This window comes from Micromonospora sp. NPDC007208 (assembly GCF_042869175.1).
GTDB lineage: Bacteria > Actinomycetota > Actinomycetes > Mycobacteriales > Micromonosporaceae > Micromonospora > Micromonospora foliorum.
The window spans coordinates 132,257-146,973 of sequence record NZ_JBIAFG010000006.1; the positions used below are offsets into that span (position 1 = coordinate 132,257).

The following is a 14,717-nucleotide window of genomic DNA, read 5'->3' on the forward strand; positions in this document are numbered from 1 at the left end:
GCTTAGATGGAAATTGCGCCGTCCGCAAGTCTGGAGGTGCCCCTCGTTTGGTGAGATGCTTCCGTCGGCCCAGAAGGTGAAAGTTTCATCAACCCACCCGACCGAAGTGGACCACTGCGGTCGCCGGGACGACGAGGAGACGTGGTTCGATGTCGCAGGTGTCCGAGGCACGCCCCCCCAGCGTCAGCACCGAGCCCCGGACGATCCCGTTACGACGCGCGCTGCCGGCACTGGTTCGCGATCCGCTGGGCGCGCTCGTCGACTTCGCGCAGGACGCCGACGGCGACGTCATCCGGCTGAATCTCGGCTCGTTCCGCCCCTACCTGGTCAGCCATCCCGAGCACCTGCAACGCGTCCTGCGGGACAACGTTGCCAACTACACCCGGGACGGCGACGGGTTGCTCTGGCGACCCGTGCGTCGGATCGTCGGTGACGCCATCCTGGTCGCCGAGGGTGAGATCTGGGAGTCCAGCCGGGGCGCCCTGCAACCGTTGTTCACCGCCAAGCGGGCCGAGACGCTCGTCGACAGGATGGCCGAGGCGATCAACGAGGCGGTCGACGAGTGGCTCGAACCGGCCCGCGCCGGTCGCCCGATCGACGGCGGCGCCGAGCTGACCCGGATCGTCCTGCGCACCACCATGCGGGTGCTCTTCGCCGACCGGATCTCGGTCCCCGACGCCCTGCGGATCAGCGCCGCGCTGGACACCGTCACCACCGCGATGCTCCCCCGACTCCTGATGCCCGCCGTGCCGTACGCGGTGCCGATGCCCGGCGACCGGCGCTTCCGCGAGGCGGTGCGCACCATCGACGAGGTGGTGCTGCCGATCATCCGGGAGGCCAGGGCCCGCCCCACCGACGGCGACGACATCATCTCCACCCTCTGCCGGCCACGCGCCGACGGCAGCGAGCCCGACGAGTACGCGATCCGCGGCGACGTGGTCGCGATGTTCTCCACCGCCACCGAGACCACGATCGCCCTGCTCTCCTGGCTCTGGCCGGTGCTGGCGTCGCGGCCCGACGTGGCCGAGCGGATGACCGACGAGATCGAGCAGGTGGTCGGCGCCGAACGGGTCGGCCGCGAACACCTGCCCCAGCTGCGCTACGGCCGGATGGTGCTCGACGAGATGCTGCGGCTCTACCCGGCCGGCTGGATGATCCCGCGTACCGCGGTCGGCGACGACGTGCTGGGCGGGGTGCGGATCAAGGCCGGCGGCACCGTGCTGGTCAGCCCGTACGTCACCCAGCGGATGTCGACGTTCTGGACCGACCCGACGCTCTTCGACCCGGAGCGGTTCGCGCCGGAGCTGCCCCGGCGGCGCTACCGCTACTCGTACTTCCCGTTCGGCGGCGGCCCGCACCAGTGCCTCGGGCAGTACCTGTTCCTGCTGGAGGCCCAGCTCATCGTCAGCACGGTGCTGAGCCGTTACCGCTTCCGACTGCGCGAACCGGTCGACCTCACCCCCCGGATGGGCGCCTCGCTGCAACCCAAGCAGCGGGCCGAGCTCATCCTCACCCCGGTCGAGCGCCCGGCCGTATCGTGACCGAGGCCCCGCGACCGGCGCGGGCCGGTCAGGACGCGGTCGCCGAGCAGGGCCGGGTGTGCGCACTCGCCGTGCGGGGCGTACGCGACCTGCAGGATGTCACCGCCGCCCACCCGGAGCTGTTCGACGCCGCGCCGTTCGACGCGGCGCTGCTCAGCTCGGTGGCCACCGCCATCGCCTTCACCGCGCCGTGGCACGCCGCCGCGGAGCTGCGGATCACCACCCGTACCCTGCTCTGGGTCTTCGCCGCCGACTGGCAGGTCGATTACCTCGCGCGGTCCGTCGACGACGTCCGGACGGTGGTGACCGACTGCCTCGCGGTGGCCGACGGCGCGGCGCCGCCGCCGGGGCGACACCTGGCTCGACTGCTGGCCGACCTGCGCGACGAGCTGACCACCGTGCCGGCGTTCGTCCGGCTGCGGCCGCTCTGGCGCGAGGAGCTGGCCCGGATGCTCGCCGCCGTGGCCCGGGAGTGGGACTGGAAACACCTGCCGACCGACCCGACCACCGGGCGGCGACTGCCGGACCTGGACCGCTACCTGGACAACGCCGACAACCTCGCCTGCTCCTTCGTCAATGTCACCCACTGGATCGCCACCGGCGACGAGAAGACCCTCGCCCAGCTGACCGACCTGCTCGACGCCGGTCGTGGCGTACAGCGCGTACTGCGGTTGGTCAACGACCTGGCCACCCAGGGTCGGGACGCCGAGTGGGGCGACCTGAACGCCCTTCTGCTGGTCGACGACCCGGCGCAGGTGCACGACCGGCTGGCCGAGCTGACCGCCCGGTGCCGGGGAGACCTGGCCGCCCTCGCCGAGCGGTGCCCCCGCCAGGCGGACTACCTCAACCGGCAGATCTCCTTCACCGGCGGCTTCTACCAACTGTCGGACTTCTGGGGGGCGCGCGATGAGTGACCGTGGCACCCTAGCCGGCGCGGCGACCGCCGCCGACCCGGCCGCCGACGCCGCCCGCGAGTTGGTCGCCGGTCTGGCGCTGCGGCCGTGGGGGCAGGTCGCCCCATCGGTGTACGAAAGCGGCCGGCTCGTCGCCGGTGCGGCCTGGCTGCCGGGACACCACCAGCGGATCGGGTTCCTGCTGCGCGAGCAGCGTCCGGACGGCGCGTGGGGCCCACCCGAGGGGTACGCCCTGGTGCCCACGCTCAGCGCCACCGACGCTCTGCTCGCGGCGCTGGCCGACGGCGGATGGGCCGGTGTGGACCTGCTCGCCCCGGTGGCACGCGGACTGGACGCGCTCACCGGCCGGCTGCTCGCCACACCCGCGCGGGCGTTGCCGGACACCCCGGCGCTGGACCTCATCGTCCCCGCGCTTGTCGAGTCGATCAACGGCCGGTTGACCCGGCTGGACCAGGCGACCGCCGAGCGGCTGCCCCGCCCGCCGCTGACGCTGCCCCCGGGGCTCGGGTCCGACCGGCTGCGCGCGGTACGCGCCGCGGTGGCCGCCGGGGCGGCGCTGCCGACGAAGCTGGCCCACTTCTACGAGGTGCTGGACGCGACACCGGCCGACGCCGGACCGACCCTGACCGCGGTCGGCGCGTCGCCCGCGGCTACCGCCACCTGGCTGACCGCCGCCGGTCCGGACGCCAGCCCCACCGCCCACGACTTCCTGCGGGAGCTGATCCGCGAGGCTGACGGGCCGGTGCCCTGCCCGAGCCCGATCACCGTGTTCGAGCGGGCCTGGGTGCTCAGCGGGTTGCGCCGCGCCGGTGTCGCGGTCAATCCGCCGGCGACCGTGCTGCGTACCCTGGCCGCCGCCACCGGCGCCGAGGGCATCGCCACCGGCGAGGGCCTGCCGACCGACGCCGACACCACCTCGGTCACGCTGGACGCGCTGGCCCGGCTCGGCCGTCCGGCGGACCCGGCCGGCCTGTGGGCGTACGAGACGGCGGACGGCTTCTGCACCTGGCCGGGGAGCGAGGACGGCTTCTCGGTCACCACCAACGCGCACGTGCTGGACGCGTTCGGCCAGCACGTGGCCGCACACCCCGACGCGGACGCCCGGTACCACCGGACGGTCGAGCGGCTCAGCGCCGTGCTGCCGGCGCACCAGCTCGCCGACGGCCCCTGGGAGGACCGGTGGCACGCCTCGCCGTACTACGCCACCGCCTGTTGCGTGTTGGCACTGGCCGAGTTCGGGCGGGGCGCGGCCGCCGCCGAGGCGGTGGACCGGGCGGCCGGCTGGGTGTTGAACAGCCAGCGCGCGGACGGCTCGTGGGGGCGCTGGGACGGCACCGCCGAGGAGACCGCGTACGCCCTCCAGGTGCTGCTGGCGGTGCCGACGACGGTGCCACGGGTCGACGACGCCATCGCTCGGGGGCACGCCTACCTGCACGAATCCGCCAGTCGGGAGCACCCTCCACTGTGGTACGGCAAGGAGCTGTACTGTCCGACAGTCATCGTTCGCGCCGCTGTGCTCGCCGCCTGCCGGCTGGCCGGCCTGCGTGCCGCCGGCGTAGACCGTTCGGTGGTGGATTGCGGTTACCAGATAACAAAAACAGCAACTTGAGGGGTTGTGTGGACACTGCTAGCGTACGCAGAGCCTCAGCCCCGGATGCCCCGCTTCGGTGGGACGTCGCCCCCTCTGATCATTCGTTGATGCGCTGAGTCAACGCCCGGCCTGGGACGGTTCAATGCGTTCTCGCGGTACGAGTATCCGCACCAAGGTTGTCGCCCTGCTGCTCTCCCTGGTCGCGCTCTGGATGTTCGCGGCGTGGGTGACCCTGCGGGACGGCTTCAACCTGCTCGGTGTCCAGTTGCTGAACAGCAAGGTCTACACGCCGAGTGAGCCGCTGCTGCAGGAGCTCCAGGTGGAGCGGCGGTTGACCCAGGCGTACCTGAGCAACCCCGAGGCGGCGCAGCGGACGGCTCTCGAGGCCGAGCAGCGCAAGACCGCCGAGTTGGCCGCCGACTTCGCTGCCTCGGTGCGCGACTGGCAGGTCGACATCGCCGGCAGCTCCGCACTGGACACCCAGCTCGGTCTGACGATCGCCCAGGTCAACGCGCTGGAACAGACCCGCGCCGAGGTGCTGGACCGCAAGATCGACCGGATCGCCGCCGCCGAGGCGTACACCGGCGCGATTGAGTCGATCTTCCAGATCTACGACGTGACGGGCAGCCTGGACGACAAGCAGATCGCCGGCGAGGCGGCGGCCCTGATCCAGCTCAACCGGATGAAGGAGCTGATCTCCCAGGAGGACGCGCTGCTCAGCGGCCTCTTCGGCAACGGTCGGATGAGCGGCGCCGAGTACGCCCGCTACGTCGCGCTGGTCGGCTCGGAGCGCTTCCTCGGTGAGGAGACCCGGGTCCGGCTCGCCGACGCCGACCAGCGCCGTTACCAGCAGCTGGTCGAGGGTGAGGCGTTCACCCGTCTGCGTGCCGTGCAGGACAGCATCATCCGCGAGGGCCGGCCGTCGACCCAGCTGCCGGTCGGCGCCGAGCAGTGGCGGGGCACCGTCGAGCCGGTGCTGGTCGAGGTGAACGACGCCGTGACCGCTGGCGGCGAGGGCATCGTCGGTCGAGCCACCGGCGTGGCCGTGATGGTCGTCGTCCGACTGGTGCTCGCCACCGGTCTGGGCCTGCTCGCCGTCATCGCCTCCGTCGTCGTCTCGATCACCACCGCGCGGAACCTGCTGCGCCAGCTGGACCGGCTGCGCGAGGCCGCCTGGCAGCTCGCCGACGAACGGCTGCCCCGGGTGGTGGAGCGGCTCGGGCGCGGCGAGGAGGTCGACGTGGCCACCGAGGCGCCTCCGCTGGAGTTCGGCACCGACGAGATCGGCCAGGTCGGCAAGGCGTTCAACGCCGTTCAGGAGACCGCCCTGCGCACCGCCGTCGAGCAGGCCGACCTGCGTCGCAACGTCCGTGAGGTCTTCCTGAGCCTGGCCCGACGCACCCAGGCGCTCGTCCACCGTCAGCTCACCCTGCTCGACGCGATGGAGCGCCGCGAACACGACGCGGAGGAGCTGGAGGACCTGTTCCGGGTCGACCACCTGGCCACCCGGATGCGGCGCAACGCGGAAAACCTCATCGTGCTCTCCGGCTCCACCCCCGGTCGGGCCTGGCGGCGCAACGTCCCCATGGTCGACGTGGTGCGCGGAGCGGTGGCCGAGGTGGAGGACTACACCCGGGTCAACGTGCTCCCGCTCGGGCCGGTCTCGCTCGCCGGCCGCGCGGTCGGCGACGTCATCCACCTGCTCGCCGAGCTGATCGAGAACGGCCTGTCGTTCTCCCCGCCGCACACGACCGTCGAGGTCCGCGGCCAACTGGTCTCCAACGGTTTCGCCATCGAGATCGAAGACCGGGGCCTCGGCATGAGCGAGGAGGACCTGGCCGCGGCGAACCACCGGATCGTCGACCAGTCCGAGCTGAACCTCGCCAACGCCGCCCGCCTCGGGCTCTACGTGGTGAGTCGGCTGACCGAACGGCACGGCGTGCGGGTACGGCTCAAGGAGTCCGCGTACGGCGGCACCACCGCGGTCGTGCTGATCCCGCTGGAACTGGTCACCGAGGCCGACGTGTCCCCGGAGGACTCCGGCTCGTTCCGGGCCGGTACGGCCATCCCGATGCCGTCGGCGCCCGCCACGGACACCGGTCGTCCGGCGTCCCTCGCACCGGTCGCGCTCGCCGCACCGACGACCACCGCGTCGGAAGTAGCGGTGCCGATGCCGGCCACCACCACCCCGAAGGCGGACGAGGAGGCCGAGGCTGAGACCGTTCTCCCCACCCGACAGCGGACCACCCCGGCAACCGGCACCCCCGACCTGCCCACCCGCGCCCGGCGCGGCCTGGGTCAGCCAGCCCTGGAAGCCCCGACCGTGCCCACCGGCCTACCCGCCGTCGACCGCGTCCGCCCGGAGGCCTCCGACGGAGAGTCGGCCCCGGCCGGCGACGGTGGCCCGGTGCCCGCCCGCGCCGACGCGGAGCGGACCGACTCCGGCCTGCCCGTGCGGGTCCGACAGGCGAACATCGTTCCCGAGTTGCGAGACGACCCGGCGGTGTCCGAGACCGACGACGAGGATGTGGTGCGCCCACCGGAGCAGGTTCGCCGGATGATGAGCTCCTACCAGACCGGCACCCGGCGCGGGCGGACCGACGCGGCTCGGCTGCTCGGCGGCGCCTCCGGCGCCCCGGCGGCGACGCCGTCCGAGCCGACCGACGAGGATCCACAAGCGACCTGACCGAGCATCGACGCGGATTTCCGCGCGGTGTGACGGTCAAGCCCAAACGAACACGGCGCACAGCCGGGCGAGAAGAGGACGACGAAGTGACCCAGAAGACGGCTTCGAGCGCCGACCTGACGTGGTTGCTGGATGACCTGGTGGGCCGGGTGAAGCAGGCCGAACACGCGGTCGCGCTCTCCACCGACGGCCTCTTGATGGCTTCCTCCCAGGGGTTGAGCCGGGACGACGGCGAGCACCTCGCGGCGATGGCGGCCGGCATCCAGAGCCTCGCCCGAGGCGCGGGCAAGCGTTTCGGTGGTGGGCAGGTGCAGCAGACCATCATCGAGATGCAGTCGTCGTTCCTGTTCGTCACCGCGGCCGGCCGCAACGCCTGCCTGGCGGTGCTGGCCAGCGAGGACGCCGACGTCGGCCTGATCGCCTACGAGATGGCGATGCTGGTCACCCGGGTCGGCAAGTACGTCGCATCGCCGTCGCGCGGCACTGATCAGCAGGTCGGCGAGAGGTAGCGGCGATGACGGTCCAGGGGGAGTCCGCAGACCATCAGTGGGTGGATGACCACGCGGGTCCGGTGGTGCGTCCGTACGCGGTGACGCGCGGCCGGGCCCGCCCGGTCACCGGCACCTTCGACCTGATCTCCCTGGTCACGGCGACCCGAGCCGAGGTCACGCCCGAGGTCGGTCTCGGTCCCGAGCATTTGGCGATCGTCGGGCTGTGCCAGCGCATACAGTCCGTCGCCGAGATCGCCGCCCATCTCGACCTGCCGGTGGGCACCATCAGGGTGCTTCTCGGTGATCTGGCAGCCCGCAGCCTGGTGCAGGTCCGCGAGCCGCAGACCACGGCCGGTCTTCCCGACAACAGCATCTTCGAGGCGGTAATCAATGGACTACGGGCACTCTGACCGGCCGGCGGGAGCGACGCCACTGCCCACCGCGATCAAGATCCTGGTCGCGGGCGGCTTCGGCGTGGGCAAGACGACCATGGTTGGCGCGGTCAGCGAAACCCGGCCGTTGCGCACCGAGGAGGTGCTGACGGAGTCGGGGGTCGGCATCGACGACCTGTCCGGGGTGGAAGGCAAGACCACCACCACCGTGGCCATGGACTTCGGCCGGATCACCATCAGCGACGACCTCGTGCTGTACCTGTTCGGTACGCCCGGGCAGGACCGGTTCTGGTTCGTCTGGGACGAGTTGGCGTTGGGTGCGATCGGCGCGGTGGTGCTGGCCGACACGCGCCGGCTCGCCGACTGCTTCCCCTCGATCGACTACTTCGAGGGTCGGGGCACCCCCTTCGTGGTGGCGGTGAACTGCTTCCAGGGCGCTCGGACGTACCGGCTCGACGAGGTGCAGGCCGCGCTGAACCTGGACCCGGGTGTGCCGGTGCTGCTCTGCGACGCCCGGCAGCGCGAGTCCAGCAAGGAGGTGCTCGTCACGCTGATGGAGCACGCCATGAAGACCCGCGAGGCCCGCCGCCGCGCCGCCAGCGGAGACTGACAGAAGTTTTTCGGGGGAGGGTGTCCGGAACGCTGTCGGCCGTTCGTCATGCTGGCGATACCCCGAGAAACCAGGGAGCGACCAGATGAAGTACATGATGTTCGTGTGCAGCGACACCGAGCCGGACACCGACCCCACCGAGCTACCCGACATCCACAAGTGGGTGGCGGAGAACGACTCTCGTGGCCGCCGGCTGACCGGCAACGTCTTCGCGTCGGCCAGCGCGGCCACCACCGTCCGTGTTCGTGACGGTGAGCTGCTCGTCTCCGAGGGGCCGTTCGCGGAGACCGCCGAGGTGATCGTGGGCTTCGACCTGCTCGACTGCGCCGACCTGGACGAGGCGATCGAGGTGGCCCGCACCCACCCGATGGCCCGCGAGGGGCGACTGGAACTGCGTCCGTTCGCGGACCTGTCCGACTGACGGTGTTGTCCACACCCCAGCGCCGGCCGGTGCCCACCTCGGCACCGGCCGGCGCGGTGGCGGCGGAGGCCGTCGCGGCCGCCAGCGTCGAGGCGTACCCCCGGATCGTCGCGACCCTGATCCGAATCACCGGGGACTGGGCGCTGGCCGAGGACTGCGCCCAGGAGTCGTTGACCGTCGCGCTGGAGCGCTGGCCGGCCGACGGTGTGCCGGCCAACCCGGGCGGCTGGCTGATGACGGTGGCGCGCAACCGGGCGATCGACGTGCTGCGCCGGGCCACCGTGGAGCGGCGCAAGCTGCACGACCTGGCGTTGCTCACGCCGGACGACGCGTCGCCGGAGCCGGAGGTGGGCCAGGACGTGGTGGACGACCGGCTACGGCTCATCTTCACCTGCTGTCACCCGGCGCTCGCGCTCGAGGCCCGGGTGGCGTTGACGTTGCGAACCGTCTGCGGCGTGCCGACCGCCGACATCGCCCGACTCCTGCTGGTCAGCGAGTCGACGATGACCCGCCGGCTGACCCGGGCCCGCACCCGCATCGCCCAGGCCGGCATCCCGTACCGGGTGCCGAGCGGGCCGGCGCTGACCGAGCGACTGCCCGGCGTCCTCGCCGTGCTGTACCTGCTGTTCACCCGGGGCTACGTCGCCGACGGCGAGCCGGCCTTCGCCGACGAGGCGGTCCGGCTGGCCCGGCTGCTCGACCGGCTGATGCCCGAGCAGTCCGAGGTCGCCGCGCTGCTGGCGCTGTGCCTGTTCCAACACTCCCGCCGCGACGCCCGCCGCGACGCAGCCGGCAACCTGCTCACCCTGGAGCGGCAGGACCGCGACCGGTGGGACCGCGCCGCCATCGCCGAGGGCCTGGCCGCCCTCGATCGGGTACGCCACTACGGCCCGTACGCGTGGCAGGCCCGGATCGCCGCCTGCCACGCCACCGCCGCCTCGGCCGACGACACCGACTGGCCGACGATCGCACGGGCCTACGACGCGCTCGCCGACCTCCGCCCCTCGCCGGTGATCGCGCTCAACCGCGCGGTCGCGCACGGCTACGCGTACGGGCCCGCCGCCGGGTTGGACCTGCTCGACGCGGCGCGGATCGGGGGAGGGCTGGACGGCAACCCGCTCGCCGTGGCGGTGGAGGCCGACCTGGTGGCCCGGCAGGGGAACCGGACACGCGCCGCCAGACTGTTCCGAGAGGCGGCGGCAGCGGTAGGGTCGGCCGCCGAGCGCCGAGCGCTGCTCGACCGGGCCGACGACCTCACCCGGTAGCGGAGCGTGGACCGGCACCGCCTCGCCGATCATGGAGTTGTGGTGGGCAACAAATCCCCCGTGAACTGCCAAACCAGGCACCACGACTCCATGATCGACGGGCCGGGTCTGTCCCCGCACCGCGATCTTGCATTTTCTGTCCCGACACAAGGGGCATCCCGCTCATGTCGACGACCAAAACTGCAAGATCGGCGCGATCTTCTCGCTCGACACACGTTGATCTACCAGGAGTTCCGTTATCCAGCACGGGTTGACCCGTCGGCCACAGCAACGGTGCTGACTTGCACCGTAGGGCCGCATGCTCGACCGCTGGGAGGGGTCAGCCGCGCTTGGCCATCGCCAGGAACCGGGCCCAGGCCGCCGGGTCGAAGGCGAGCGTCGGACCGGCCGGGTCCTTGGAGTCGCGTACGGCGATGACGCCCGCGAGGTTGTCGGCCACCTCGACGCAGTCGCCGCCGTTGTTGCCACTCTTGCTGCTCTTGCGCCACCGAGCGCCGGTCAGGTCCATGATGCTGCCGCTTCCCTGATGAGATTGAGGGACTGCGCCCGCGACAGGGCGCCGTCGCGAATGCGTTCCCACCGTCGGTCGAATGTAGCAACGTCGGCAACCTGGTCGATGAGCTGCGCTTGCGCCTGGCTGTCGACGTGCGCGACCCGCGCCCCGTCCGGCATCTCTGCCACGGTGAACGGCCCACCGAGGCCCGGATACATGCCGACGTCGGCGGGCACGATGAACAGCGACACGTTCGGCAGCGCGGCCTGCTCGGCCAGCCGCTCGCACTGCTCGCGCATCATGGCCCGGTCGCCGTCGAGGGTCCGCCGGAGAACTCCCTCGTCGAGGACCGCGACGAGCAGCGGCGGGCGTTCCCGGCGCAGGATTGCCTGCCGGCTCAGCCGAGCCTCGGCGAGGTCGTCGGCCTCGGCCGGTGTCAGCGCCTCGCCGACCAGTGTCGCCAGCGCGTACGCCTTCGTTTGAAGGAGGCCCGGTATCCACGCGAGCTGAAACGACCGCAGCGACAGTGCCTCGCGCTCGATCTCGGCCCAGGGCCGGAACCAGGCCGGCGTCCGGCGCTTCAGCGCGTCTGGCCACAGCTCGTCGACGTTTCGACCGAGCAGCTCGGCGACCCGTGCGCGATGGCGTGTCTGCGGAATTCGTCCCGTGCTCGCCCACTTGGCGGCCGTCTTCGGATCGACACCGATCTGAGCAGCGAGACTGTCCGCCGTGTGGCCCTTCTCGGCCATCGCCGCCTGTACGGCTCGATTCATCTCCAGACCCTCCAGAACGTTCCAGACGTCGGAAGGAAATACTTCTACGCGGTGTGATCGCCTGGCAACCCTCGGCAGGGTGCTGTGTAGACAGCATCGAAGAGGGAGCACCGGATGCCCGAGGACAGGTCCTGCAACCGCCCACATCGGCCGGGCAATCGACCGGGCCAACCGGCCTCGCCCCGTGCGAACGTCGCCGGTCCGACCGGGACACGGCACCCTCCGTATCGTGGTCCCGGTCGCGGGGAACGTCGTACCCGAATCACGCTGGCGGTCCCGGTGCGGCCCGCCGGTCGCGCACACCGCCAACGGCCCGCTGTGGACGTGCGACGCCTGCGGTCGGGACTGGCCCTGCCCGGTGCTGCGAGCGACCCCGACGGACGCCGCGCGCCGGGCGACCCTGATCCCCGAGTTCTCTCGGATCACCCGCCGGGCGATCCGAGACCTGCGCGGGCAGCCGGGCGGACCCGACCCGGTCGCTATCGTCCGCCGTTTCCTTTGGTTCCCGCCGCTCACCGACGAGGAGGCCCGCGCGGTCGTACTGCGGCTGCGCTGAGCGGTCCACCCCGTCGGACGCCGAGCGCCGAGAACGACGCAGGCTCCCTCCCGCCGAGAGCGGGAGGGAGCCTGGTGACGTCGGTACGTCAGTTGGCGATCATGCGGCGCAGCACGTACTGCAGGATGCCGCCGTGCCGGTAGTAGTCCGCCTCGCCGGGGGTGTCGATCCGCACCACGGCGTCGAACTCCACGCCGGTGTCGGTGCTGACCTGCACGGTGCGCGGGGTCTCACCGTCGTTGAGGGCGGTCACCCCGGTGATGGTGAACGTCTCGGTGCCGGTCAGGCCGAGCGACTCGGCGGTGACGTCGACGGGGAACTGCAGCGGCAGCACGCCCATCCCGATCAGGTTGGAGCGGTGGATCCGCTCGTACGACTCGGCGATGACCGCCCGAACGCCCAGCAGCATGGTGCCCTTGGCCGCCCAGTCCCGCGACGAGCCGGAGCCGTACTCCTTGCCGGCCAGCACGACCAGCGGGATGCCGGCCTCCTGGTAGGCCACCGAAGCGTCGTAGATCGAGGTCTGCTCGCCGGTGAGGTGGTTGACGGTGAAGCCGCCCTCCACGCCCGGGACCAGCTGGTTGCGCAGCCGGATGTTGGCGAAGGTGCCCCGGATCATCACCTCGTGGTTACCCCGACGGGAGCCGTACGAGTTGAACTCGTGGCGCGGCACACCGTGCTCGGCGAGGTACGTGCCGGCCGGGGAGTCCGCCTTGATCGCGCCGGCCGGCGAGATGTGGTCGGTGGTCACCGAGTCACCCAGCTTGGCCAGCACCCGGGCGGCGGAAATGTCGACCACCGGACTCGGCTCCTGCTGCATGCCCTCGAAGTACGGGGGCTTACGCACGTAGGTGGAGTCGTTCTCCCAGGCGAAGGTGTCGCCGGTCGGGGTCGGCAGCGACTGCCACCGCTCGTCGCCGGCGAAGACATCGGCGTATGCGGCGCTGAAACCGGTGGCACCGATCGCCTGGGCGATGACGTCCTGGATCTCGGCGCTGTTCGGCCAGATCTCGCGCAGGTAGACCGGGTTGCCCTCGGAGTCCTCACCGATCGGCTCGTTGGCCAGGTCGATGTCCATCGTGCCGGCGAGGGCGTAGGCGACCACCAGCGGCGGCGACGCCAGGTAGTTCATCTTGACGTCCGGGTTGATCCGGCCCTCGAAGTTCCGGTTGCCCGAGAGCACCGAGACCACCGACAGGTCGTGCTCGTTGACCGCGGCGGACACCTCCTCGGGCAGCGGGCCCGAGTTGCCGATGCAGGTGGTGCAGCCGTAGCCGACCAGGTTGAAGCCGAGCTTGTCCAGGTACGGCGTGAGGCCGGCCCGCTCGTAGTAGTCCATGACGACCTTCGACCCCGGCGCCAGGGTGGTCTTCACCCACGGCTTGCGGGTCAGGCCCTTCTCCACCGCGTTGCGGGCCAGCAGCGCCGCACCGATCATCACCTGCGGGTTGGACGTGTTGGTGCAGGAGGTGATCGCGGCGATCACCACGGCGCCGTGGTCCAGCTCGTACTCGACGCCGTCGGCGCCGGTGACCCGGACCGGGTGGCTGGCCCGGCCGCCCGCGCCGACCGCTGCGGTCTCCAGGTCACGCGGCTCGTCGGCCGGGTCGCTGAACTCGTTGGCCGGCGGGTCGCTGGCCGGGAAGGACTCGGCGCTGGCCTCGTCGGCCGGGCCGTTGGCGCCGCGCGGCAGCTCCTCGCGGGGGACACCCGGCTTGAGGTCACGCTCACCGACGGAGTCGTCGGCCACGTAGTCGGTCAACGCGGAGCGGAACAGCGTCTTCGCGGCACCCAGCGGCACCCGGTCCTGGGGGCGCTTCGGGCCGGCGAGCGACGGCTCGATGGAGCCCAGGTCCAGCTCAAGGCGCTCCGAGTAGTCCGGCTCGGCGTCCGGGTCGTGCCACAGGCCCTGCTCCTTGGCGTACGCCTCGACGAGCGCGACCTGCGCGGCGTCGCGGCCGGTCAGCTCCAGGTAGCGAATCGTCTCCGCGTCGATCGGGAAGATCGCCACGGTGGAGCCGTACTCCGGGGACATGTTGCCGATGGTGGCCCGGTTGGCCAGCGGAACGGCGCCCACGCCGGGGCCGTAGAACTCGACGAACTTGCCGACCACACCGTGCTTGCGCAGCATCTCGGTGATGGTCAGCACCAGGTCGGTGGCGGTGGTGCCGGGCGGCATCTCGCCGGAGAGCTTGAAGCCCACCACCCGGGGGATCAGCATGCTGACCGGCTGGCCGAGCATCGCGGCCTCGGCCTCGATGCCGCCGACGCCCCAGCCCAGCACGCCCAGGCCGTTGACCATGGTGGTGTGCGAGTCGGTGCCGACCACGGTGTCCGGGTACGCCTGGCCGTTGCGCTCCATGATCGTGCGGGCCAGGTACTCGATGTTGACCTGGTGCACGATGCCGGTGCCCGGCGGGACGACCTTGAACTCGTTGAACGCGGTCTGACCCCAGCGCAGGAACTGGTAGCGCTCCTTGTTGCGCTCGTACTCCAGCTCGACGTTGCGGGCGAACGCGTCCTCGCGGCCGAACAGGTCGGCGATGACCGAGTGGTCGATGACCAGCTCGGCCGGGGCGAGGGGGTTGACCTTGCTGGCGTCGCCGCCCAGGTCGCGTACGGCCTCACGCATGGTGGCCAGGTCGACCACGCAGGGCACGCCGGTGAAGTCCTGCATCAGGACCCGCGCCGGCGTGAACTGGATCTCCACGCTCGGGGCGGCGGTGGAGTCCCACCCGCCGAGCTGGCGGATGTGGTCGGCGGTGATGTTCGCGCCGTCCTCGGTCCGCAGCAGGTTCTCCAGCAGGATCTTCAGGCTGTACGGCAACCGGGCGTGGCCGTCCACCTTGTCGATCTTGAAAATCTCGTAGCTCGCGTCTCCGACGCGTAGCTGGGTCTTCGCACCGAAGGTGTCGAGGCTCGCCACGTCGTACTCCTTCACACCAGCGACCGTGAGTAGTCCTGAGCAGTCTGTCGCACTGGTC

At 71.4% G+C, this 14,717-nt stretch carries 13 protein-coding genes; 10 read left to right on the plus strand and 3 right to left on the minus strand.

Annotation, left to right across the window (positions count from 1 at the left end; all coding sequences use genetic code 11):
- The first annotated feature begins 203 nt into the window (after positions 1–203).
- The 9 genes from ACFYL6_RS14835 to ACFYL6_RS14875 all read left to right on the plus strand — a co-directional run bounded on the left by ACFYL6_RS14835 (position 204) and on the right by ACFYL6_RS14875 (position 9,911).
- The gene (locus ACFYL6_RS14835; RefSeq protein ID WP_387171770.1) at positions 204–1,541 is read left to right on the plus strand and encodes a cytochrome P450; all 1,338 of its coding nucleotides are present in this window, start codon (positions 204–206) and stop codon (positions 1,539–1,541) included.
- The gene (locus ACFYL6_RS14840) at positions 1,538–2,455 is read left to right on the plus strand and encodes a terpene synthase family protein (RefSeq protein WP_387171374.1); all 918 of its coding nucleotides are present in this window, start codon (positions 1,538–1,540) and stop codon (positions 2,453–2,455) included. Before ACFYL6_RS14835 ends, ACFYL6_RS14840 begins: the two co-directional genes overlap by 4 nt.
- On the plus strand, positions 2,448–4,064 hold the full coding sequence (locus ACFYL6_RS14845; protein WP_387171376.1) for a prenyltransferase/squalene oxidase repeat-containing protein: 1,617 nt from the start codon (positions 2,448–2,450) through the stop codon (positions 4,062–4,064). The genes ACFYL6_RS14840 and ACFYL6_RS14845 overlap by 8 nt, the downstream gene beginning before the upstream one ends.
- Before the next feature lie 124 nt (positions 4,065–4,188).
- On the plus strand, positions 4,189–6,732 hold the full coding sequence (locus tag ACFYL6_RS14850) for a nitrate- and nitrite sensing domain-containing protein (RefSeq protein ID WP_387171378.1): 2,544 nt from the start codon (positions 4,189–4,191) through the stop codon (positions 6,730–6,732).
- An 86-nt stretch (positions 6,733–6,818) separates the two neighbouring features.
- Positions 6,819–7,241 carry a roadblock/LC7 domain-containing protein gene (locus ACFYL6_RS14855; RefSeq protein WP_091403761.1) on the plus strand — a complete coding sequence of 141 codons (423 nt, stop codon included), beginning with the start codon at positions 6,819–6,821 and terminating at the stop codon, positions 7,239–7,241.
- Positions 7,242–7,246: 5 nt separating this feature from the next.
- Positions 7,247–7,633, plus strand: coding sequence for a DUF742 domain-containing protein (locus tag ACFYL6_RS14860; RefSeq protein WP_030337267.1), 387 nt, complete (start codon positions 7,247–7,249; stop codon positions 7,631–7,633).
- Entirely contained in the window at positions 7,614–8,225 is a 612-nt protein-coding gene (locus ACFYL6_RS14865) for an ATP/GTP-binding protein (RefSeq protein ID WP_030337265.1), read from the plus strand. Before ACFYL6_RS14860 ends, ACFYL6_RS14865 begins: the two co-directional genes overlap by 20 nt.
- 85 nt (positions 8,226–8,310) lie before the next feature.
- Entirely contained in the window at positions 8,311–8,646 is a 336-nt protein-coding gene (locus ACFYL6_RS14870) for a YciI family protein (RefSeq protein ID WP_387171380.1), read from the plus strand.
- Between the two features lie 5 nt (positions 8,647–8,651).
- A complete protein-coding gene (locus ACFYL6_RS14875; protein ID WP_387171382.1) occupies positions 8,652–9,911 on the plus strand; it encodes an RNA polymerase sigma factor in 1,260 nt (419 codons plus the stop codon).
- A 319-nt stretch (positions 9,912–10,230) separates the two neighbouring features.
- On the opposite strand, the gene ACFYL6_RS14880 is transcribed toward ACFYL6_RS14875, so the two are convergent.
- Complete coding sequence (locus ACFYL6_RS14880) at positions 10,231–10,419, minus strand: DUF397 domain-containing protein (protein WP_387171384.1); 189 nt, start codon at positions 10,417–10,419, stop codon at positions 10,231–10,233.
- Positions 10,410–11,177 carry a Scr1 family TA system antitoxin-like transcriptional regulator gene (locus ACFYL6_RS14885; protein ID WP_387171386.1) on the minus strand — a complete coding sequence of 256 codons (768 nt, stop codon included), beginning with the start codon at positions 11,175–11,177 and terminating at the stop codon, positions 10,410–10,412. Before ACFYL6_RS14885 ends, ACFYL6_RS14880 begins: the two co-directional genes overlap by 10 nt.
- A gap of 229 nt (positions 11,178–11,406) precedes the next feature.
- Here ACFYL6_RS14885 and ACFYL6_RS14890 point away from each other — a divergent pair, with 229 nt between their 5' ends.
- Positions 11,407–11,733 carry a hypothetical protein gene (locus ACFYL6_RS14890; protein WP_387171388.1) on the plus strand — a complete coding sequence of 109 codons (327 nt, stop codon included), beginning with the start codon at positions 11,407–11,409 and terminating at the stop codon, positions 11,731–11,733.
- A gap of 88 nt (positions 11,734–11,821) precedes the next feature.
- On the opposite strand, the gene ACFYL6_RS14895 is transcribed toward ACFYL6_RS14890, so the two are convergent.
- Positions 11,822–14,674 carry an aconitate hydratase gene (locus tag ACFYL6_RS14895; RefSeq protein ID WP_387171390.1) on the minus strand — a complete coding sequence of 951 codons (2,853 nt, stop codon included), beginning with the start codon at positions 14,672–14,674 and terminating at the stop codon, positions 11,822–11,824.
- Between the last annotated feature and the right edge of the window lie 43 nt (positions 14,675–14,717).

Bases quoted from the DNA above. Each gene is read 5' to 3' on its own strand.
- ACFYL6_RS14845 (WP_387171376.1), top strand. From the start codon at position 2,448: ATGAGTGACCGTGGCACCCTAGCCGGCGCGGCGACCGCCGCCGACCCG.
- ACFYL6_RS14850 (WP_387171378.1), top strand. From the start codon at position 4,189: ATGCGTTCTCGCGGTACGAGTATCCGCACCAAGGTTGTCGCCCTGCTG.
- ACFYL6_RS14860 (WP_030337267.1), top strand. From the start codon at position 7,247: ATGACGGTCCAGGGGGAGTCCGCAGACCATCAGTGGGTGGATGACCAC.
- ACFYL6_RS14865 (WP_030337265.1), top strand. From the start codon at position 7,614: ATGGACTACGGGCACTCTGACCGGCCGGCGGGAGCGACGCCACTGCCC.
- ACFYL6_RS14870 (WP_387171380.1), top strand. From the start codon at position 8,311: ATGAAGTACATGATGTTCGTGTGCAGCGACACCGAGCCGGACACCGAC.
- ACFYL6_RS14880 (WP_387171384.1), bottom strand. From the start codon at position 10,419: ATGGACCTGACCGGCGCTCGGTGGCGCAAGAGCAGCAAGAGTGGCAAC.
- ACFYL6_RS14885 (WP_387171386.1), bottom strand. From the start codon at position 11,177: ATGAATCGAGCCGTACAGGCGGCGATGGCCGAGAAGGGCCACACGGCG.